The 18,346-nt window shown below is 72.8% G+C and carries 20 protein-coding genes and 1 pseudogene; 9 read left to right on the top strand and 12 right to left on the bottom strand.

The window, feature by feature from the left end; all coding sequences use genetic code 11:
* Positions 1-610 (bottom strand): annotated as a pseudogene (locus EAO70_RS34415) (molybdopterin-dependent oxidoreductase); the annotation flags it as partial.
* A 58-nt stretch (positions 611-668) separates the two neighbouring features.
* Between EAO70_RS34415 and EAO70_RS34410 the strand changes: the two are divergent.
* Positions 669-1,880, top strand: a complete 1,212-nt coding sequence (locus EAO70_RS34410; protein ID WP_148006744.1) for a family 43 glycosylhydrolase — start codon at positions 669-671, stop codon at positions 1,878-1,880.
* Positions 1,881-1,914: 34 nt separating this feature from the next.
* Here EAO70_RS34410 and EAO70_RS38275 read toward each other — a convergent pair whose 3' ends face one another.
* Together EAO70_RS38275 and EAO70_RS34400 are read right to left on the bottom strand one after the other, a co-directional pair.
* Positions 1,915-2,799, bottom strand: coding sequence for a helix-turn-helix domain-containing protein (locus EAO70_RS38275; protein WP_187284157.1), 885 nt, complete (start codon positions 2,797-2,799; stop codon positions 1,915-1,917).
* A gap of 251 nt (positions 2,800-3,050) precedes the next feature.
* A complete protein-coding gene (locus tag EAO70_RS34400) occupies positions 3,051-3,614 on the bottom strand; it encodes a hypothetical protein (RefSeq protein ID WP_148006743.1) in 564 nt (187 codons plus the stop codon).
* 463 nt (positions 3,615-4,077) lie between these two features.
* On the opposite strand from EAO70_RS34400, the gene EAO70_RS34395 reads away from it, so the two are divergent.
* From EAO70_RS34395 to EAO70_RS34385, 3 genes are all read left to right on the top strand, one after another.
* Positions 4,078-4,467, top strand: coding sequence for a DUF4440 domain-containing protein (locus EAO70_RS34395; RefSeq protein WP_148006742.1), 390 nt, complete (start codon positions 4,078-4,080; stop codon positions 4,465-4,467).
* Positions 4,468-4,574: 107 nt separating this feature from the next.
* Complete coding sequence (locus EAO70_RS34390) at positions 4,575-4,856, top strand: hypothetical protein (protein ID WP_148006749.1); 282 nt, start codon at positions 4,575-4,577, stop codon at positions 4,854-4,856.
* Between the two features lie 373 nt (positions 4,857-5,229).
* Positions 5,230-5,712, top strand: a complete 483-nt coding sequence (locus EAO70_RS34385; RefSeq protein ID WP_148006741.1) for a DedA family protein — start codon at positions 5,230-5,232, stop codon at positions 5,710-5,712.
* Positions 5,713-5,915: 203 nt separating this feature from the next.
* Here the strand turns inward: EAO70_RS34385 and EAO70_RS34380 are convergent, their stop codons facing one another.
* On the bottom strand, positions 5,916-7,205 hold the full coding sequence (locus EAO70_RS34380) for a PQQ-binding-like beta-propeller repeat protein (protein WP_148006740.1): 1,290 nt from the start codon (positions 7,203-7,205) through the stop codon (positions 5,916-5,918).
* A 144-nt stretch (positions 7,206-7,349) separates the two neighbouring features.
* Here EAO70_RS34380 and EAO70_RS34375 point away from each other — a divergent pair, with 144 nt between their 5' ends.
* Positions 7,350-8,114 carry a maleylpyruvate isomerase family mycothiol-dependent enzyme gene (locus EAO70_RS34375; RefSeq protein ID WP_148006739.1) on the top strand — a complete coding sequence of 255 codons (765 nt, stop codon included), beginning with the start codon at positions 7,350-7,352 and terminating at the stop codon, positions 8,112-8,114.
* Positions 8,115-8,196: 82 nt separating this feature from the next.
* On the opposite strand, the gene EAO70_RS34370 is transcribed toward EAO70_RS34375, so the two are convergent.
* Genes EAO70_RS34370 through EAO70_RS34345 form a run of 6 tightly spaced genes read right to left on the bottom strand, consistent with a single transcriptional unit; the run spans position 8,197 to position 14,488 of the window.
* Positions 8,197-8,946, bottom strand: a complete 750-nt coding sequence (locus tag EAO70_RS34370; RefSeq protein ID WP_148006738.1) for an alpha/beta fold hydrolase — start codon at positions 8,944-8,946, stop codon at positions 8,197-8,199.
* The gene (locus tag EAO70_RS34365) at positions 8,943-9,770 is read right to left on the bottom strand and encodes a DUF1295 domain-containing protein (RefSeq protein WP_148006737.1); all 828 of its coding nucleotides are present in this window, start codon (positions 9,768-9,770) and stop codon (positions 8,943-8,945) included. Before EAO70_RS34365 ends, EAO70_RS34370 begins: the two co-directional genes overlap by 4 nt.
* Positions 9,767-11,053, bottom strand: coding sequence for an SAM-dependent methyltransferase (locus tag EAO70_RS34360; protein ID WP_148006736.1), 1,287 nt, complete (start codon positions 11,051-11,053; stop codon positions 9,767-9,769). The genes EAO70_RS34365 and EAO70_RS34360 overlap by 4 nt, the downstream gene beginning before the upstream one ends.
* A complete protein-coding gene (locus tag EAO70_RS34355) occupies positions 11,050-12,447 on the bottom strand; it encodes an SAM-dependent methyltransferase (protein ID WP_148006735.1) in 1,398 nt (465 codons plus the stop codon). Before EAO70_RS34355 ends, EAO70_RS34360 begins: the two co-directional genes overlap by 4 nt.
* Complete coding sequence (locus EAO70_RS34350) at positions 12,444-13,232, bottom strand: DUF1365 domain-containing protein (RefSeq protein WP_148006734.1); 789 nt, start codon at positions 13,230-13,232, stop codon at positions 12,444-12,446. The genes EAO70_RS34355 and EAO70_RS34350 overlap by 4 nt, the downstream gene beginning before the upstream one ends.
* On the bottom strand, positions 13,229-14,488 hold the full coding sequence (locus EAO70_RS34345; protein ID WP_148006733.1) for an NAD(P)/FAD-dependent oxidoreductase: 1,260 nt from the start codon (positions 14,486-14,488) through the stop codon (positions 13,229-13,231). The genes EAO70_RS34350 and EAO70_RS34345 overlap by 4 nt, the downstream gene beginning before the upstream one ends.
* 424 nt (positions 14,489-14,912) lie before the next feature.
* On the opposite strand from EAO70_RS34345, the gene EAO70_RS34340 reads away from it, so the two are divergent.
* From EAO70_RS34340 to EAO70_RS34330, 3 genes are read left to right on the top strand one after another with little or no spacing between them, the layout of a single operon-like run.
* The gene (locus EAO70_RS34340; protein WP_148006732.1) at positions 14,913-15,404 is read left to right on the top strand and encodes a DUF2975 domain-containing protein; all 492 of its coding nucleotides are present in this window, start codon (positions 14,913-14,915) and stop codon (positions 15,402-15,404) included.
* Positions 15,404-15,670, top strand: coding sequence for a helix-turn-helix domain-containing protein (locus EAO70_RS34335; RefSeq protein ID WP_148006731.1), 267 nt, complete (start codon positions 15,404-15,406; stop codon positions 15,668-15,670). The genes EAO70_RS34340 and EAO70_RS34335 overlap by 1 nt, the downstream gene beginning before the upstream one ends.
* A gap of 45 nt (positions 15,671-15,715) precedes the next feature.
* Positions 15,716-16,147, top strand: coding sequence for a protein phosphatase (locus tag EAO70_RS34330; RefSeq protein ID WP_148006730.1), 432 nt, complete (start codon positions 15,716-15,718; stop codon positions 16,145-16,147).
* A 52-nt stretch (positions 16,148-16,199) separates the two neighbouring features.
* On the opposite strand, the gene EAO70_RS34325 is transcribed toward EAO70_RS34330, so the two are convergent.
* Together EAO70_RS34325 and EAO70_RS34320 are read right to left on the bottom strand one after the other, a co-directional pair.
* Positions 16,200-16,571, bottom strand: a complete 372-nt coding sequence (locus EAO70_RS34325; RefSeq protein WP_148006729.1) for a fic family toxin-antitoxin system, toxin component — start codon at positions 16,569-16,571, stop codon at positions 16,200-16,202.
* A 13-nt stretch (positions 16,572-16,584) separates the two neighbouring features.
* Positions 16,585-16,812, bottom strand: a complete 228-nt coding sequence (locus tag EAO70_RS34320) for a hypothetical protein (RefSeq protein ID WP_148006728.1) — start codon at positions 16,810-16,812, stop codon at positions 16,585-16,587.
* A 220-nt stretch (positions 16,813-17,032) separates the two neighbouring features.
* Between EAO70_RS34320 and EAO70_RS34315 the strand changes: the two genes are divergently transcribed.
* Positions 17,033-18,010, top strand: a complete 978-nt coding sequence (locus tag EAO70_RS34315; protein ID WP_261993187.1) for a hypothetical protein — start codon at positions 17,033-17,035, stop codon at positions 18,008-18,010.
* Positions 18,011-18,346: the final 336 nt, after the last annotated feature.

The raw sequence follows: 18,346 nt of genomic DNA, 5'->3' as shown, positions 1-18,346 counted from the left end.
ACTCGGTCTTGACGGGGGCCCGGGCGGCCCAGCCGCGGGGGACCCAGTAGGCGTCGTAGGCGGCGAAGGTGGTGAGTTCGATCGAGGTGATCCACTTGCAGGCGGAGACGTACCCGTAGAGGCCGGGGACGACCATGCGGACGGGGAAGCCGTGGGTGAACGGCAGGGGTTCGCCGTTCATGCCGAAGGCGAGGAGGGCGTCGCGGCCGTCCATGACCTGCTCGACCGGGGTGCCGATGGTCATGCCGTCGACGGAGCGGGCGACCAGCTGATCGGCGGGCCCGCCCTCGGAGGGCGGCCGGACGCCCGCCTCGCGCAGCAGGTCGGCGAGGGACACGCCGAGCCAGCGGGCGTTGCCGACGTACGGTCCGCCGACCTCGTTGGAGACACAGGCGAGGGTGACGTCCCGCTCGACGATCCGGCGGTTCATGAGCTCCGGAAGGGTGACGGTGAGCTCCTCGCGGACGCCGCTGCCGTGGACGCGCAGCCGCCAGCGGCCGGCGTCGACCCGGGGGACGACGAGTGCGGTGTCGACGCGGTAGAAGTCGCGGTTGGGGGTGACGAAGGGGCTGATGCCGGGGGCCGGGAGCTGGGCTCCGGGGGCGTAGGCGTGGTCGACGCCACCGACCACCCCCGTCCTCGACCAGGAGTTCGCCGATCCGGACGTCGTGGTGGTCGGTGGCGTCTACCACGCCTACGCCACCAACGTCGCCGGCCGGAACGTTCAGCACGCCACCTCCACCGACCTCGTCCACTGGACGGTCGACGGGAAGGACGTCCTGCCGGTCCTGGGCGACTGGGTCACGCCCGATCCGCCGCACGACGTCTGGGCGCCCGAGGTCTTCGACAACGGCGACGGATTCACCCTCCAGTACACGGCGCGCGACCGTGCCGGCGGGCGCCAGTGCATCGGCGCCGCCGTGGCACCCTCGCCCGACGGGCCGTTCCGACCGGTCGGCGGGGCAGCCCTTGTCTGCCCGACGGAGGCGGGCGGCGCCATCGACGCGTCGAGCTACACCGAGAACGGCACCCGCCACCTGCTCTGGAAGAGCGACGGGAACTGCTGCGGACTGGACACGTGGCTCCACATCCAACCCGTCTCCTGGGACGGCACCCGCGTCACGGGAGAACCGGTCCGGCTCCTCAAACAGGACCGCGACTGGGAGGGCGGCCTCGTCGAGGCGCCCACGCTCGTCAAGCGGGACGGCCGCTACGTCCTCCTGTACTCGGCCGGCGACTACCGCACCGCCGAGTACGCGACGGGATGGGCGGTCGCCGACCACCTCACCGGCCCCTTCGTGAAGGGGGACGAGCCGCTCCTCACCACCCGGTCCTTCGCGGGGGCGATCGGCGGACCGGGCGGCCAGGACGTCGTGACCGGTCCCGGGGGCGGGGACCGGATCCTCTTCCACGGGCGGGGCGCCGACCCCTCACGACGTGCGCTGTACGTGGCGGACATCGGCTTCGCCGACGGCCGCCCGGTCGTCCGGGGCAGCAAGACTCCGTACGAGGCGGAACTCGCCCACGTGCACAGGGCTGTGATCCGCGACGCGAAGGACGCCTGGGGCGGCCGGGCCGTCGGACACATCGACGAACCCGACAGCTTCGTCGAGTTCAAGGTCTACGCGACCTCGTCGGGGGCCCACACCCTGACGGTCCGGTACGGCAACGGATCACTGGACGCGTCGGGTGCGCCTGCCGCCGCCACGCACACCCTGACGGTCGGCGGCGCGGCCGCGGGCGTCATCCCCTACCCGTACACGGGCTGGGACGCGTGGCAGCAGCGCGAGGTCGCGGTGGAACTGCGCGAGGGGTGGAACACGGTGCGCCTCTCGAAGGGGGACCGCTACACGGAACTGGACGCCGTGCAGGTGGCGTGAGTGCCGCGCCCCGACCGCCGTTCCGCTCCCTCGCTCAAGCCCACTTCTGGCGTACGGTCCGGTCACAGGTCAGTACCTGCAGACCCTCCGGGCTGTCGTCGAGGCAGCGTCGGGTCACGGTGCTGCGTACTTCGAAAGAAGCGTCGCTCCCGGCGCTGACGGCCCACCGCTGGGTGGCCGCCTGCCCGCAGGGCCCGGTGCGCAGGCCGTCGGCGCCGTGGTCCAGGCACTTACCGGTCGCGTGGTTCCGCAGCTGCGCACCACCGTCCGCCGCGATCCGGACGGCCCACCGCTGGTACGACATGCCGTTGCACGGGAAGGACCGGGTGCCCTTGTCGAGGCTGTCGTCGAGACACGCCCCCGTCGCCCGGCTCACGAAGATCCGGTCGTCTTCGCGGGCGGCGGCGGACGAGCCGTGGTGAGCGGGCGGGAGGTCGTCGCCGAAAGCTGGAGCGTCCGGCCGTACGAATACGGCGCTACCGGCCCCGAGTACGAGCCCGACGAGGGCACCGACCAGCGCCCAGGCGGCACGCCCCTTGCGGAGCGAGGCGAGTCGCCGAGGCGCGTCCTCTGCGGAGCCGGTCTCCCCGGGGCCACCGCCGGTCTCGGAAGCCGGCGGCACCGGGTCCCGCTGACCGGCCCGGTCGCCGTCCTGCCCTGGCCTGCGCTGGCCGCGGTCCGCCGCCTCCCACAGGTGCCGGAACTCGGCGGGGTCCCCCTCCAGTGCCCGGCACAGGTCGTGCACGGCAGACCACGGCGGGACGGTGCTGCCGCAGAAGTACCGCGACAGGGACGAATCGCTGATGCGTACGCTCTCCTCAAGGGCGCGGAGCGTGCGTCCGGAACGACGCTGGAGGTCACGCAGCGCCCTGCCCAGCGCCACGGCCGGTTCCACGGGGTCAGACCGGTCCGCAGCCATGAGGACGTCCTTCTGTTCGGGGCCGCGCACGAGGATGAGGTCAACCGGCCGCGCAGACGTGCAACAGGGTGTTGCGGCGGTTCAGACCGTAGGACCCGGCCGATCTTGAGGGCAACCGGAACCACTCTCCCGGCGGAGTACGACGGTCGTGGTTGACGCACCTCCACCGCGCAGGCGACCGCGGTTGTGGACGCGGGTGCGGCGACGTCCGTACGCGGGTGGGCGTTCGTGCGGGCGGCTGCCCCGGCCGTTCAGGGGCGGAGCCCGATGTGCTTGAGGGCGACCGCGCTGAGGTCGGCGATGGCGTCCGGATCCCCCTGGCGCCAGGCGTCCGCCCATCCGCCCGGCGGAGCCGAGAGCTCGGCGAGCGCGCGCGGCGGACCGGTGAGGGCGCGCAGAGCGAGCAGGTCGGCGCCTCCGGGCCCCTCGGCGAGACGGCGCAATGTGCTGCTGCGCCGGATCCAGAGCAGACGGGGCGGGATCCAGAGGAGGAGTACGAAGAGGACGGGAATGACGATGAGCGCCGCCGTGATCACGTCGGCGACCTGGGTGACGGTCTCCTGGAGCGAGACACCCGCGTCGGCGATGCCGGAACCGGCGTCGGCCGCGGCCTGGAGGGGCTTCTTCAGGACGCCGCCGATGAGGGGCACGTCCGACGCCGCGTCACCCGCGCTGCCGAGGCCCTCGGCGAGACTGTCGCCGGAACTCTCCACCTTCCGCCCCGGCTCGGCCAGCAGCATGATCGTGTCGCGGACGGCGAGGGCCGCCCAGACCGCGAGGGCGATGAGGGCCACGGCGATCAGGTCCACGAGCACCTGAAGGATTCGACGTGCGGGTGTCTGGGCGTAGAAGCGCAACGGATGACTCCCGTTCGGTGCGTGGCGTCGAGGAGGCCCGGCCGCCCGGGCCGCGACGCGGCCGACCGGTCGTCGGATTCAACTCTTCCACCGCGCCTCACGCGCAAACCTGCGACGCAGGGGTAAGGCGGTGGGCGAAGGCGGCGTGGACGCCACGGGGGGAGGACGGCCACGGGCGTGCGGGCCGGCCCCGCGCGGCTGCTGCGACGGGAGGCAGGCGCGGATCGGGCGGTCGCCACGCCCGATGCCGGTCCCGTCTGGTGCCGGCCCCGTCTGATCCAGGTCCCGTCTGATGCCGCGTCATGCCGGTTCGCCGGGGCGGTCGGCGGAGTCACGTCAGTCCTCGGTCACGGCCATACCCTCTGTCCCTCTTGCGAATTCCGCTTGCGAACGCCCAGGTCGGGTGAGGCAGGATGCGTCAATGAGCGTGGAGAACAGCATGGAAGGCAGCGTGGCCGAGGCCATGAAGCGGGAGTTGCAGTTGCTGAGCCCGGCCGCGCGGTCGTCCCGGGCGCTGGCGGAGCAACTGCTCGATCCGGAGTTCGTGGAAGTCGGTGCGTCCGGGCGCAGATGGGACCGCCCGTCGATGCTGGCGGCGCTGCCGGACATGCAGGGGGGTGACGATGACGGCCCGCAGTACGTGCCCACCGAGATGACCGGCACGCTGCTGGGACCGGGGCTGGTGCACCTGACGTTCGAAACCGTGATCGACGGCAGACGGGCTCGCAGGAGCTCGATCTGGCGTAAGCAGGACGAGGAGGCCGGCTGGCGGATGTACTACCACCAGGCCACGCCCGTACCGGACGTGTGAGGGTGCGGTCCCGCGACGGGTCGATGCGGCGCCGGATCCTGGTCGAGGCGGTCGTCGTTGTCGCGGCCGCGCCGGCGGTTCAGGTCGCCTGGTCGGGGAGGTACGCCGTGCCTCCGGACGAGATCGCCCTTGGTTTCCACGACGGGTTCCTCCTTGTCGGATGCCTGGTCGAGGAGGAGGAGCTCAGCCCGGCGGCGCTGCCGCTGCTGCGGATGATCGACGAGGTCTTCACCGAGATGACCGCGGACGCCGCCCCCACCGATCGGTGGACCATCGATGCCCTGTCCACGGACGCGGGGTGGGAACGCGCCCGGCAGCTCGCGCGAGAGGTCCTGGCCCTGGAGGGCGAGGGGGATGCGCCACTGCCGGACATCTGCATCGTGCGGTGAGTACGGCGCGCGGCTGGGCGGGCGCGGCCCCGCGACGGCATCGGGGGCGTGCTGGAGGTCACGCCCGACACCGGCTGGGTGCGCGCGCGGCCGAACGGACGGTCGGCCGGACCGCTCCCCGACGTCGGGCGCACAGGGGCGCCCTGTACCCGCCGCAGACCCGTTAGGTTAGGGTGACCTTGCCTGACGTGCGGGCTCGGAAGTCTCCGGGTGCGGCGCGGCGGGTGGAACCCAGCGGACGGAACGGGTAGAGGCAGGGTGCAGGTGAGAGACGTTGACCGGGCTTGTGCTCGTCGTGTGCCCGGTGAAGCGGTACGCCCCTCGTGGCTGACGGCGGACGCCGGCTGTGGGTCCGCGCCCGGGGCGAGGCGTCGTGCATAAGATCGCGCTCACGGCCGGCGCCCTCTACGTCATCGTGCTGCTGCGCGCCGGAGGCACCTTCGCCGTCGGGTGGCTCGCCGGTGCCGGCGCCCGGCGCAGCAGGTTCGCCGACCGGATGTCCTCGCCGAAGTTCTGGCGCGCCGAGCGGGCGATCCAGCGCTGGGGCGCCCCGGTGGTGGCGGTCTCGTTCCTCACGGTCGGCTTCCAGACCGCCGCCAACTTCATCGCGGGCACCCTCCGCATGCCGCTGCCGCGCTACCTCCCCGCCCTCTTCGTGGGCGGAGCCGCCTGGGCGCTCGTCTACGCGACCGTCGGCATCGGCATCGTGGAGATGCTGGGCAGGCTCTTCGCCGAGCAGACGGCTCTCGGGGTCTCCGTCGTCGCCGCCCTGCTGCTCGCCGTGTGCGGTGTCGTGGTGTACCGCCGAAGGCGATCCGTTCCCGCCTCCGGGGACACGGCGACCGACGAGGCCTAGGCCGTCTCTTCCGGATCTTGCCTGACCCGCGCCGCCCGACACCGCACCTCGCCGCGTTGGCGAGGCACCCGGGTACGTCCCGTACGCGGGTACCTCTCCGCCGTGCGACGCACGGCACCGGACGACGCGGGCCCGACCGGCAAGATCCGGAAGAGACGGCCTAGACCCTACAGATCGCACACACGCCCCACCGCAGCCCCGGATCACCCGGTCGCCGGTGACACGTCCATGTCGATGCCCACGGCTGCGTACTCGTTGATCACATACGCGCTCGCGCCCTCCCAGGGGCTGCGGTCCTTGCCCGTGCGTGCGTCGAGGATGACGCCGTCGGCGTCGGCGGCGGCGTAGACGGCGCCGTGGAAGGCGTTCTCGACGTCGGGCTTCCTCCGCGCGGGGTCGTCCTCGGAGATGGTCCAGAGCACCTTGCGACTCTGGGCGTCGATGCCGAGTACCGTCTGCTTGGTGTCGCACACGATCACGGACCGCTGGTCGTCGAAGCAGTGGAGGAAGCTGCCGCTCGGTGTGCTGGGGACGCGTTCGCCCGTACGACTGTCGTACAGCGAGCCCGCGACGAAGAAGCCGCCTCCCACCTGCTCGACCTCCAGGGCGCTCCTGCCTCCCTGCTTCCAGCGCGGGGAGCCGTCGGTGAGTGCCAGGCCCGTGAGGGCGAGATCCTCCTGCTCGGAGTGCCAGCCGTCGATGGCCCGGAAGGAGGCCTCGGCGCCGACCTCGGTGCCGATGACGACGCCGCTGTCCAGCGCGCCGCCCGCGAAGGCGTCCTTCTGCCAGATCACCTGGTGGCTCTTCAGATCGACCCCGTAGGTGGTGGCGCTGTCACCGCCGTCACCGCTGGAATCGTCCGTGCGGGTGAGGACCCTGACGGCCGCTGTCGTGCCCTCGGCCCCGATCACCGCCGGCTCCAGGTCGCCGACGGTCGCCCCCTTCGGCGCGGGGAGGCGGACCGTCCAGGACACCTTGCCGCTGTCCGCGTCGACGGAACGCAGGTAGACGTCGGTCCGGTCGCGCTCGGTGCCCGAGCCCTTCGTGTAATCGGCGTACGCGAAGAGGACTCCCGTGTGCCCGTCCTGCCGGGCGAAGACGGGAGGGATGGTCTGGTCGTCGCTCGGCTGGCCCTCCTTGCCGGTGTACCAGTTCTCGCGGCCGAGGGGGGAGCCCCAGAGCTTCTGCCCGGAGTGGGTGTCGTAGGCGTCGAGGGCCTCCGAGGTCCGGTGGTACAGCGTGGGCCCGAGGAGGGCGAATCCCCAGTCCTTGATGTCCTCGTCCACGGGGAGGGTGATCTCCTCGCCGAACCTCACGGGAGGATCGAACGCCTTCGCCTTCGCCTTCGCCGCGGCCGGTGTCCTGGCGCCGGAGGACGCGCCCGGGGCCCCGGCGTCCGCGTTCTTCCCGGACGCGCCGCCGGAACAACCGACCAGTCCGGTGAGCGCGGCCGCGATGGCCAGATGTATGACGTGCCGGTGCGTCGCTCGCACGGTGGTCCCCTCTTCTGTGATCAACTCCGCAGCAGCCTAGCGGCGTTGATCTCGCGGCGCGTGCATGTGAACCGTCCGGCCGGAGGCGCGCGGGGCGCTCATAATCGAGTGCGCGGGTCCCGGGCCGGGTGATACAAGGACTGGGTGTCCGAGCCTCTTTCCTTCCCCACCCTGCTGCGGATGATCGACGAGCGGTCCGCCGCGTTCCGCGCGGCCGTCGCCGCGGCCCCCGGCCTCGACGCCGATGTGCCGTCCTGCCCGGGCTGGACGCTGTACGACCTGGCGAACCACCTCAGCGAGGGGGACCGCTTCTGGGCCTCCATCGTGCTGAACACCGTGCCGGGCGGCGAGCGGCCGAGCAAGGACGGGCGGGCGGCGCCCAGGGAGCGCGAGGCGCTCGTGACCTGGCTGGCCGACTCGACGGAGCAGCTCCTCGCCGCTCTGCGGGAGGCCGGTCCGGATCGGGGCTGCTGGGCCTGGTGGGAGCCGCTGGCCTCGCCGCACACGGTGGCCGCCGTGGCCCGTCGCCGCGTACCGGAGTCGCTGATCCACACCTACGACGCCCAACTGGCGTCCGGTGCGCCGCAGGAGCTGCCGACGACCGAGGCGGTCGACGCCATCGAGGAGTTCCTCGCCACCGTCTGCACCGGCACGGTCCCGTGGCCGGGCGAGCCCGCCACCATGGACTACCACGCAGCCGAGGGAGGCTCCTGGCGCCAGACGGTGGACGCCGCCGGGTCCCGCTTCACCCGCCTCACCGCTGCGGAGGCCGCCGAGAGCAGGCCCACCGCCGCCATCCACGGCACGGCGAGCGAGATGGCCCTGCTCATGTACATGCGCGTCCCGGCCGACTCGCTGCGGATGGAGGGCGACGCCGACCTGCTTCGGCAGTTGCAGGAATGGGGCTGAACCGTCCCCGGCGGGTGCATCGCCGACCGTGACGTGACGCGATCTCAGGCGGAAGCGGGGCGAGTTGACGCGCCGCCACCTCTCACCCCAGGGACGCGCGCAAGTCCGCCGGGTCCACGGGGCCCGCTCCCCACCCCGGCCGTCCCGTCGGCGTGCCCGGCGGTACGGGCAGGTCGAGGATCTCCGCCGCGGAGTCCGTCGCGAGCCGGTGCCAGAGGCCGGAGCCACGGAGCATCGCGTGGCGGCCGGCGGGCATGCGGATGCCGCGTACCCGGGCGCCCGCCTTCTCGGCCCGGCGGAGGTACGTCCAGGTGTCGCCGGCCGACGTCATCGCGTCCGCCTCGTCGTGCAGCGCGACGACCGTGCGCCCGGCCAGTTGCGCCACCGGCTCACCCGGCGGGCACCAGGGCGCGAGCGCCACGACGCCCCGCACATGCCGGTCGTCCGCCACGCGCAGTGCGGCCCGCGCCCCCATGGAATGACCGAGCAGAACGACCGGGAGGGGACCGACGGCCTCCTCGACCCCGGCGAGCGCCTGCCGGGCATCAGCGGCGGGGTCGGCCCGTTCGCCGTTCCAGCCGCGCACCCGGTAGCGAACGAACCCGACGAGGACGTCCGCCGTACGGGCGTCCCCTCGCAGCGCCCGGGCGAACGGCCTCATCCGGAGCCCGGCGAGGTTCGTGGCCGTCGGGGGATCGAACGAGTCGGCCCGCCCTCCGTGCAGGAGCAGGACCACGCCCGCGGCCCCGGCGCCCGCCCTCGCGCCCGACCCGAACCCCGGCTCGGGCAGGTCGAGCGCACGATGGCCGGCGCCGCGGCGATGATCGCTCATCCGCGCCACCAGCTCACTCCCGGCCGCGAGGTCCGTGGCGGGAGAGGGAAGAACCCGCTGGTCCGCGCCGCGTACTCGGCGAAGCCAGGACGGTCCGCCATGTGCTTCTCCAGCAGGCGTTTGCCGCTGCCGACCGTGAGGAGCAGGGTCATCAGCACCGGTGACACCAGGACCGCGAGGGCGGGCTGCCAGGCGGTGCAGGCGAGCAGGTACAGGCCCCACCAGACGAGGGAGTCCCCGAAGTAGTTGGGGTGCCTGGTCCAGCCCCACAGGCCGCGGTCCATGATCTTCCCGCGGTTCGCCGGATCCTGCTTGAACCGTGCCAGCTGGAAGTCGCCGAGCGCCTCGAAGCCGAGCCCGAGCGCCCACACCGCGATGCCGCAGTAGTCCAGTACGCCGAGGGAGCCGGGACTGTAGGAGGCGCTCTGCACGGGCAGGGAGATCAGCCAGACGAGGGCGCCCTGCCCGAGGTACACGTTCCGCAGCGCGTACAGGGTCCGGTTGCCCGAGGCCTTGTCCAGGAGGGCGGTGTACCGGGGGTCCTCGCCGTGTCCGCGGGAGCGGCGGGCGATGTGGGCCGCTAGCCGCAGTCCCCAGATCGCGGTTGCCGCGGCGACGAGCAGGCGGCGGCCGTCGTCGCCGTGGCCGTCGGAGAGCAGCCAGGTGACCACGGCGACGGCGCTGAACGCGACGCCCCAGGCGATGTCGACGATGCGGTGGAGTCCGCGGCGCACCGCGATGGCGAAGGTGATGAGCAGCACCGCCGCCGCCGTGGCCGCGGTGGCGCCCAGGTTGATGCCGAGGGCTCCCCAGTCGGTGATCATGAGGGCGTCACCGGGGCGTACCAGTCCGCGGGGGTGGGCGGCATGGCCGAGGTGCCCTCGCGCGTGGGCCGCACGGCGAGGATCTGGTCGACCCCCATGCGGCGCTCGGAGAAGGCGATCGAGGCGCCGGCCAGGTACAGCCGCCAGACCCGGCCGGTGGTCGTGCCGACGAGCTCCTCGATGTCGCTCCAGCGCCGTTCGAGGTTGTCGCGCCAGGCGTCGATGGTGGTCGCGTAGTGTTCCCGGATCGATTCGACGGAGCGGGCCTCCAGACCGGCCGCCTCCAGGAGGTCCACGGTGCGGCCGACGGGACGCATGTGCATGTCGGGGGCGATGTACGTCTCGATGAACGCGCCGCCACCGGGTGCCTGGGCGCCCCGGGACATCTGCTGGATCAGGACCCGTCCCTCCGGGCGGAGCGCGTCGTGCAGCTTGGCGGTGAAGTCGGGGTACTCGGCGTCCCCGACGTGCTCGCCCATCTCGATGGCGGAGGCCGCGTCGTAGCCGCCGCCCTCGATGTGCCGCCAGTGCCGCAGCTGTACGTCGACGAGGTCGGCCAGCCCCTCGCGGGCGGCGCGGTCGGTGACGAAGTCGTGCTGGGCGCGGGAGAGCGTGACCGCCGTGACCCGGGCCTTGTGCTCCCTGGCGGCGTGCAGGGTGAGCGATCCCCAGCCGCAGCCGACGTCGAGCAGCCGGTCCCCGGGGCCCAGGCCGAGCTTGCGGCAGATCAGCTCGACCTTGTCGCGCTGGGCGTCGGCCAGCGTGTACGCGGGGTCGTCGGGGCGCGTCCAGTAGCCGCAGGAGTACGCCATGGACTCGTCGAGGAGGAGCTCGTAGAAGTCGTTGGACAGGTCGTAGTGGTGGCTGATCGCGGCGCGGTCCCGCGACGCGCTGTGCAGGCTGCCGGTCAGCCGGGCCCGGCCGTCGGGGCGCCGCGGGGGCGGCCCGGCCGCACCCAGCCGCAGGGCGAGCGCGGCGGACGAGGCCAGGGCTGCGGGCCCGGGGTGCGAGGCCCCGCGGTCGCGGACGGTGCGGCCCGCCAGGGACAGGGCCTGGGCGAGGTCGCCGTCGACGTCGAGGTCCCCGCTGACGTACGCCTCGGCGAGGCCGAGCTCGCCCGGCTGCCACAGCACCCGGCGCAGCGCCTCGGGTGAGCGGAGTACGACGGTGGGCGCGTCCGGCGGGCCCGCCTGGCTGCCGTCCCAGGCGCGCAGGCGCACCGGGAGCGGGCCCGGGAGGAAGTGGCCGAGGAGCTCGGCGAGACGGTCGGCGGCGGGCCTCATGAACGGGTCCCTTCGGTGAGGAGCAGCTGGCGCACGTCGAGGTAGCGGGAGCGGAAGCCCGCTTCCGAGTAGGCGAGGTAGAACTCCCACATGCGCTGGAAGACGGTGTCCATGCCGAGCGCGGTGACGGTGCTGCGCTGGGCGGCGAATCGTTCCCGCCACAGCCGGAGGGTCTCGGCGTAGTGCGGGCCGTAGCCCTCGTCGGAGACCGTCCGCAGACCGGCGGCGGCGGAGTGCTCGGCGATCGCCGTGCGGGAGGGGATGAGACCGCCGGGGAAGACGTACTTGCTGATCCAGGTGTGGGTGGCGGCGGTGTGGAGCATCTGCTGGTGGCCCATGGTGATGGCCTGGAGGGCGATCCGGCCGCCGGGGGCGAGGGCGCGTCGGAGGGCAGTGAAGTAGGAGGACCAGTACTCCGAGCCGACCGCCTCGATCATCTCGACGCTGACGACCGCGTCGTACTGACCCTCGACGTCCCGGTAGTCGCGCAGCTGGACGTCGACCCGGTCGGAGAGGCCGGCGGCCTCGACGCGCTCGCGGGCGAGGGCGGCCTGCTCGGACGACAGGGTCAGGGTGGTGACCCGGGCGCCCCGGGCCGCGGCCCGCAGGGCCAGTTCCCCCCAGCCGGTGCCGATCTCCAGCAGCCGGGTGCCCTCGCCGACGCGGGCGAGGTCGAGCAGCCGGTCGATCTTGCGGTGCTGTGCGGCTTCGAGGGACTCGAACCGGGCCGGGAACACCGTGAACAGGGCGGCGGAGTAGGTGAGGGTGGGGTCGAGGAACGCCGTGAAGAGGTCGTTGGAGAGGTCGTAGTGGCGCTGGATGTTGTCGCGTGCCCCGGCCCGGGTGTTGCGGTCGGCGGAGGGGCGGGCGGACACCCACAGGCCGCGGAGCTTGCGCAGCGGGGCGGGCACCAGCTCGTCGACGTGCTCGGCGAGGAGGCTCAGCGCGCCGGGCAGATCGTCGCTGTCCCACTCACCCGCCATGTAGGACTCGCCGAAGCCGATCAGCCCGTGCCGGGCGATGCGGCGGTGGAACGCCTCGGGGTCGTGAAGGGTCAGGACCGGTCCGGCGAATCCGGAGAGCCCGTTGGGGCCGGTGACGCCCGCGGCACGGTGGGGCGCGTACGCCCCGCTCCGGGTGGAGCCGCCCGCGGGCCGTGTCAGGTCCAGCCGGTTCAGGGCGCCGCCGACCAGGTACCTGGCCACGGCCGTGCGCAGGGGTCCCGACGACGGCACACGGGCCACGTCCGGCCAGCGGGCGGCGTCGACGTCCGCGCGGGAGACCGTGGGGGAGGAGGCCGCGGGGCCGTGGCCCGACGGTGCCTGCGGGGGAATCCCGACCGGCCGGCCGGCCGGCCGGGTTCGGTCCGTGGACGTGAGGGCGGGACGGGTCACGGGGTCATGCCTTTCTGAGGGGTGGGCCGGGGACGTGGCTGTACGGGCAGACCGCGCAGCAGCAGATGGATGCCGTGCCGGCGGATCCCGGCCCAGACGGCGGCGGTGGACCAGGGCCTGCGGGCGGCCGCGGACAGCAGGGCGCGGGTGCCCGCGGGCCGGCGGCGGCCGCGGACGACGGCGGTGAACGCCCGGCCGCCCTCGTGCTCCAGGTGGATGCTCAGGCTCAGGTCGTCGCCGGGCAGCGGAAGCCGCATCCGGTAGCGGCCCTCCACCGCGAAGAAGGGGGAGACGTAGAACGCCTTGTCCACCTCCGCCTCGTCGGACGCGTCGGTCCGCAGCAGGTAGCAGTGCCGCTGTCCGTAGGTGTTGTGGACCTCCGCGACGACGCACGCCAGGGCGCCGGAGGCGTCGTGGCACCAGAAGACGCTGAGCGGGTTGAAGACGAACCCGAACACCCGGGCGTGCGCGAGCATCACCACGCGTCCGCCGTCCAGGTCGATGCCGTGGGCGGCGAGGTACCCGTCGAGGCCCGTGCGAAGGGAAGCGGACGTGCCGGAGAAGTGGTCGCGTGCGTCGAAGCGGGCGAGGGGCCGCAGCGGCGGGGGAAGCACCGGCAGCCGGTCGATGTCGACACACCACAGGTACGTCCGGTGCTGGAACGTGTGCTGCAACGGGGTACGGCGGACATGCGAGATCACGCACTCGTACAGGGCCGCGGTGCCGTCTCCGCCGAGCGGGACCGCGGGCCTCGCGCTCGCCTCCGTCGCCTCCGTACGAGTCACCAGCTCACCCCCAGCGACCGTGCGGCCGCCACGCCGGAACGGCAGCCGTCCTCGTGGAAGCCCCAGCCGTGCCAGGCGCCCGCGTACGCCGTCACGCCCGTGTTGAGCAGGGGCAGTTCCCGCTGCGCCGCGACCGACGCGGTCGTATATACCGGGTGCTCGTAGACCATCCGCTCGACGACGCGGTCCGCGGCGATGCCCTCCTCGCCGCCCAGGGTGACGACGTAGCCGGAACCCGCCGGCAGGCGCTGGAGCCGTTCCATGTCGTAGCTGACGCGGACCGCCTCCGTCGACGGCGAGCACCCGGTCATGTGGTAGTTCCAGCTCGCGCGGGCGCGCGGTGAGCGCGGCAGGAGCGAGGTGTCGCGGTGCAGCACGGTGCTGTTGCGCGAGTACGCGAAGGACCCGAGGAGACGCTTCTCGTCCGGCGTGGGGTCCGCGAGCAGGCGCAGTGCCTGATCGGGGTGGGTGGCGACGACCACGGCGTCGTACGCCTCGGACGCGCCGTCGCGGGTGGTGACCAGCGCGCCCCGCCCGGTGCGGCGGACGCTGTCGACCGGGCTGTCGGTGCGGATCCGCTGGATGTGCTTCGAGGCGGCCGCCACATATGCCGAGGAGCCACCGGTGACGGTCTTCCACTGCGGGGAACCGGTCACGGACAGCAAGCCGTGGTGCTCCAGGAACCTGAAGAGGTAGGCCGCCGGATACGACAGGGCCGTACGCGCCGGACAGGACCACACGGCCGCGACCAGGGGCAGGGCGAAGTGGGTGACGAAGTACGGGGAGAAGCCGCCCTCGCGGAGGAACTCCCCGAAGGTGACGCCCGCATGGGGCCTGCGGGCCAGCAGGCGCCGGGCGGCCCGGTGGAACACGGGTACCTCCGCCAGGAGGGTCAGATAGCGGACCCGCAGCGCGGCTCGGGAGGCGAACAGCCCTGCCGCGCCCCTGGCTCCCGCGTACTCCAGGCCACAGCCGTCGCACCGCACCGACATGCTCATCTCGGCGTCCTGGGTACTGACTCCCAGCTCACGGAAGAGGCGGAGCAGATGGGGGTAGGTGCGCTCGTTGTGGACGATGAACCCCGAGTCCACGGAGACCGGACGCCCCCCGGGGCCCGACAGTTCGTGGGTGTGCGCGTGTCCGCCGAGGCGGGCGTCCGCCTCGTACAGGGTCACCCGGCACGAGGCCGTCAGCACGTAGGCGGCGGTCAGGCCCGCAACCCCCGCACCGATCACCGCTACTTCGCGGTCTTCCATCACAAGCGCTCCCACCACTCGACATGCCGCCCCACGGCTGCGACTCACCAGTCATTCGCAGCAGGTCGGCGTTTGGATGCGTCGGAGTACGGAAGTTGGTGAAAGTCGGCGGGTGCCGGCCGGAGGGCCGCCTTGACGGTGGGCAGCATTTGGTGCATGTCGGGCGGATGAAGGGCGCATGTCCACCGAAGGCGGGTCGTCATGGTCATTCCTCGTGGGTCCGGGCCGTCTGCGCCCGGGGCTCCTCGTCCGGCGCGGAAACCTCCCATGCGGTATTCGGTGCGGGGGGTCGGATGGGTTGCGTGGGTGGAGCGGAATCCCGGCGGCTCGTGCGCCGCTTCGCGCGGCGTCGAGGAATCACCTTGCCTGACCTATCGAGATTCGATAGGTTCCCATCGTAAGTCGATGGAAGGGTGGGTAGGTCATGGGAGATCTGGCAGTGCGCGCGTTGCGTGTCGTGCTCGCGGTCGTGTTCGTCGGCACGGGGCTCGTGCAGGTGTTGATGGTGTGGATGATGATCAGCGGGAACGACCCGGAGGACGGGTCGCTGCCCCTGACCCCGATGCGGATCATCGTGGTCCTGGGGATGGTCGCCGCGCAGGTCGCCCTCGTGTGCGTGTGGCGCCTGGTGGCGATGGTGCGACGCGGAACGGTCTTCTCCCACGCGGCCTTCCGGTACGTGGACGGGGTCATCGGCGCGATGGTGGGGGCCGCCCTGCTGTGGTTCGCGGTCACGGCCGTCAACGCCCCGGGCCAGCGCGAGGACCCCGGCGTCACCGTGATCATGGCCGGGATCGGCGTGGCCGTCCTGGGGGTCGCCCTCATCGTGCTGGTGCTCAGGATGCTGCTCGCCCAGGCCGTCGAGCGCGACGGAGAAGCCACCCGGATGCGAGCCGAGCTGGACGAGGTCATCTGATGCCGATCGTCGTCGACATCGACGTGATGCTGGCCAGGCGGAAGATGTCCGTGGGCGAGCTGGCCGGACGGGTGGGGATCACCCCGGCCAACCTGGCGGTCCTGAAGAACGGCCGCGCCAAGGCGGTGCGCTTCGCGACCCTCGCCGCGCTCTGCCAGGTACTGGAGTGTCAGCCGGGGGACCTACTGCGCTGGGAGGCGGAGGAGACTCCGGAGGGGGAGGAGGCCGTGGAGGTCGGAAGGGCCGCGGCGGGAGCGGACGGCTGACCCCTTCCGCTCCGGAGGGGGAGCGGGCGGGGATAGGCTCGCACCGTGACCGACGACAGATGGGAACCGACGGCGGCGGGCGTTCTGCGACTCCCCTCGGGCCTGCTGGTCCGCGGCCGAGGGCTGCGCCGACCGCTCCCGCCGGGGCCGGAGCCCACCTTCGCGCTCCATCTGCTCGGACACAGGCCGCCGGACGTCGCCTGGGAGAGCCGCTGGATCCGCTGGCCCGACTTCTGGCTGCCCTCCGACCGTACGGCGGCCGTCGAAGGCCTCCGCGAGGCGTGGGAGCGCGCCGGGGGTGAGCGCGTCGAGATCGCCTGCGCGGGCGGGCAGGGCCGCACGGGCACCGCACTCGCCTGCCTGGCCGTCCTCGACGGGGTCCCCCGCGGTGAAGCCGTCGCCTATGTCCGTGAGCACTACGCGCCGCGAGCGGTGGAGACGCCCTGGCAGCGCCGGTACGTCACACGCTTCCCGTGACGGTCGGGGCCGGCCCGGTAGCCGGCCGGCCTGCGACTGGGGCACCGGCCGGTCAGTCGCTCCACTCCTTGAGCACCGCGGCGACCTGCCGGACGTCGACGAGGCCTTCGGCCACCTGCTCGACGAGGTCGATGATCTCGTCCGACGTGGCGCTGACCGTCTGTCCGCAGGCGTGCAGATAGGCCGCGGCGACGACCACGCCGTACAGCTCGTTGGAGTGCTCCAGCGCGGGGACGCGGACGAACTGCTCCAGGAGCGCGGCCGCGCGGTGGTGGGGCTGCTCGTAGACGGGGATGTCCATCACGCGGAAGGCGTGGCGCGCGCGGGCGGCTTCGAGCGCTCCCCAGTCGGAGATCTCCGGGTCACCGGGGATCTCCTGTTGGGCTATCTCCAGCAGCCAGGACAGATCGATCTGCAGAAGCACGCGGCGCCCGGGATCAGGCGGCGTCGCTGCCGCGGCCCACGGGGCGGCCGTAGCGCTTGGCGAACGCCTGGCCGTGCTGGCCGACGAAGGTACGGGCGCCCTCGATGAAGCGCGTGCGGGTGAGGTCGGCGTCCAGCACGCGGCCCGCGTAGTCCTCGGCGGGTACGTGCTTCTCGGCCGCGGCGCGCTCAAGTGCCTCGTAGGCCTCGTCGCTGATCTCGATGCGGATTTCCCGTGCCATGCGTCCACGGTAGCGGCTCGCCGTCGCCCGCGGCAGAGGACGGACGCGACGGACGGAAGAGGTGGCGGCCGGTGTGGCGGCCCGGCCGGGGGCCGATGCGGCCCGCGTGAGCGCCCACCGGGGAAACAGATGTGCGATTGTCAGTCGCGCGTGATAGTCACTACCTCCACGGGGGGAGTGATCACTGGCCTCCCCGTTCGATCATGCAAGGGGTGGGGACATGGCGTTGCTCGGTGACCTGGGGCTCACGCTGGGGAGATGGACGGGTCGGCCCGGTGTGCGCGTCGAGAAGGACTCCGGCGATCCCGCCGTGGCGCGGGTGCGCGAGGCGGCCGTCGCGGCCGACTGGGCCACCGTGCGCGAGGTGCTCGAAGCACGTCCCGAGAGTGAGAACCGCGTCGAACTCCTCTGGGCCGTCGGCGACGCGGCCGGGGTGGAGCAGTGGATCCCCCGCGTGATCGAGGCCGAGCCGGAGGCCCCGCTCCCCAAGCTCGTGGCGGGGATCCGCCACATCAGCTGGGGCTGGGAGGCACGCACCGCGGCCCGTGCCTCGCAGGTCTCGCGCGAGCAGTTCGACGTGTTCCACGCCCGGCTCCGCAAGGCCGAGGAGTGGCTGTACGAGGCGGCCGAGCGCGAGCCGGGCTGGACGTCCCCCTGGTACGGCCTCCAGGTCACGGGCCGCGGTCTCCAGGTGGGCCAGGAGACGGCGCGGCGCCGCTTCGAGGCGACCGTGCGGCGCGACCGGCACCACCTGGAGGCCCACCAGCAGCAGTTGCAGCAGGTCTGCGACAAGTGGGGCGGTTCCCACGAGGAGATGCACGCCTTCGCGCGCGATTCCGCCTTCGATGCCCCCGGTGGCACCCTGCTCGGTCAGCTCGTCGCGGTCGCGCACATCGAGGAGTGGCTGTCCCTCGACTCAGGGCCGGACGCCGCGTACATCCGCCGCCCGGAGGTCAGGACGTCCCTGAACGAGGCCGCCGACCACTCCTACCGGCACCCGGACTTCGTCCGCCGGGGCGGCTGGAACCAGGTCCTCAACACCTTCGCCATGGCCTTCTCCCTCGCCGGGGACCGTACCGGCGCACAGGAGTGCTTCCGCGCCACGGAAGGCCGCGTCACCGAGTTCCCCTGGTACTACCTGGACGGTTCCGACCCCGCCGCGGCCTACCGCAAGCAGCGCTCGTCGGCCGGACGCTGACGGCTCCGGCTTCCGACGGGACGCCGGCCTCCCGCCCTCCCGGCCGGACGTCTCAACCGCGATCCCGACGACCCGGACTCCGCGGCCCCCAGGCCCATGCCCACACGCCGGAACCCGGTACGGGCCGACGCCTCCGCCCGCCGCTCGTGTCCGTCCTCTGCCGCGGGCGACGGCGAGCCGCTACCGTGGACGCATGGCACGGGAAATCCGCATCGAGATCAGCGACGAGGCCTACGAGGCACTTGAGCGCGCCGCGGCCGAGAAGCACGTACCCGCCGAGGACTACGCGGGCCGCGTGCTGGACGCCGACCTCACCCGCACGCGCTTCATCGAGGG

This window comes from Streptomyces sp. adm13(2018) (genome assembly GCF_008042145.1).
Classification (GTDB): Bacteria; Actinomycetota; Actinomycetes; order Streptomycetales; family Streptomycetaceae; genus Streptomyces.
The sequence above is the reverse complement of the archived record's forward strand: the minus strand, read 5'-3'. Positions and strand labels throughout refer to the sequence as shown.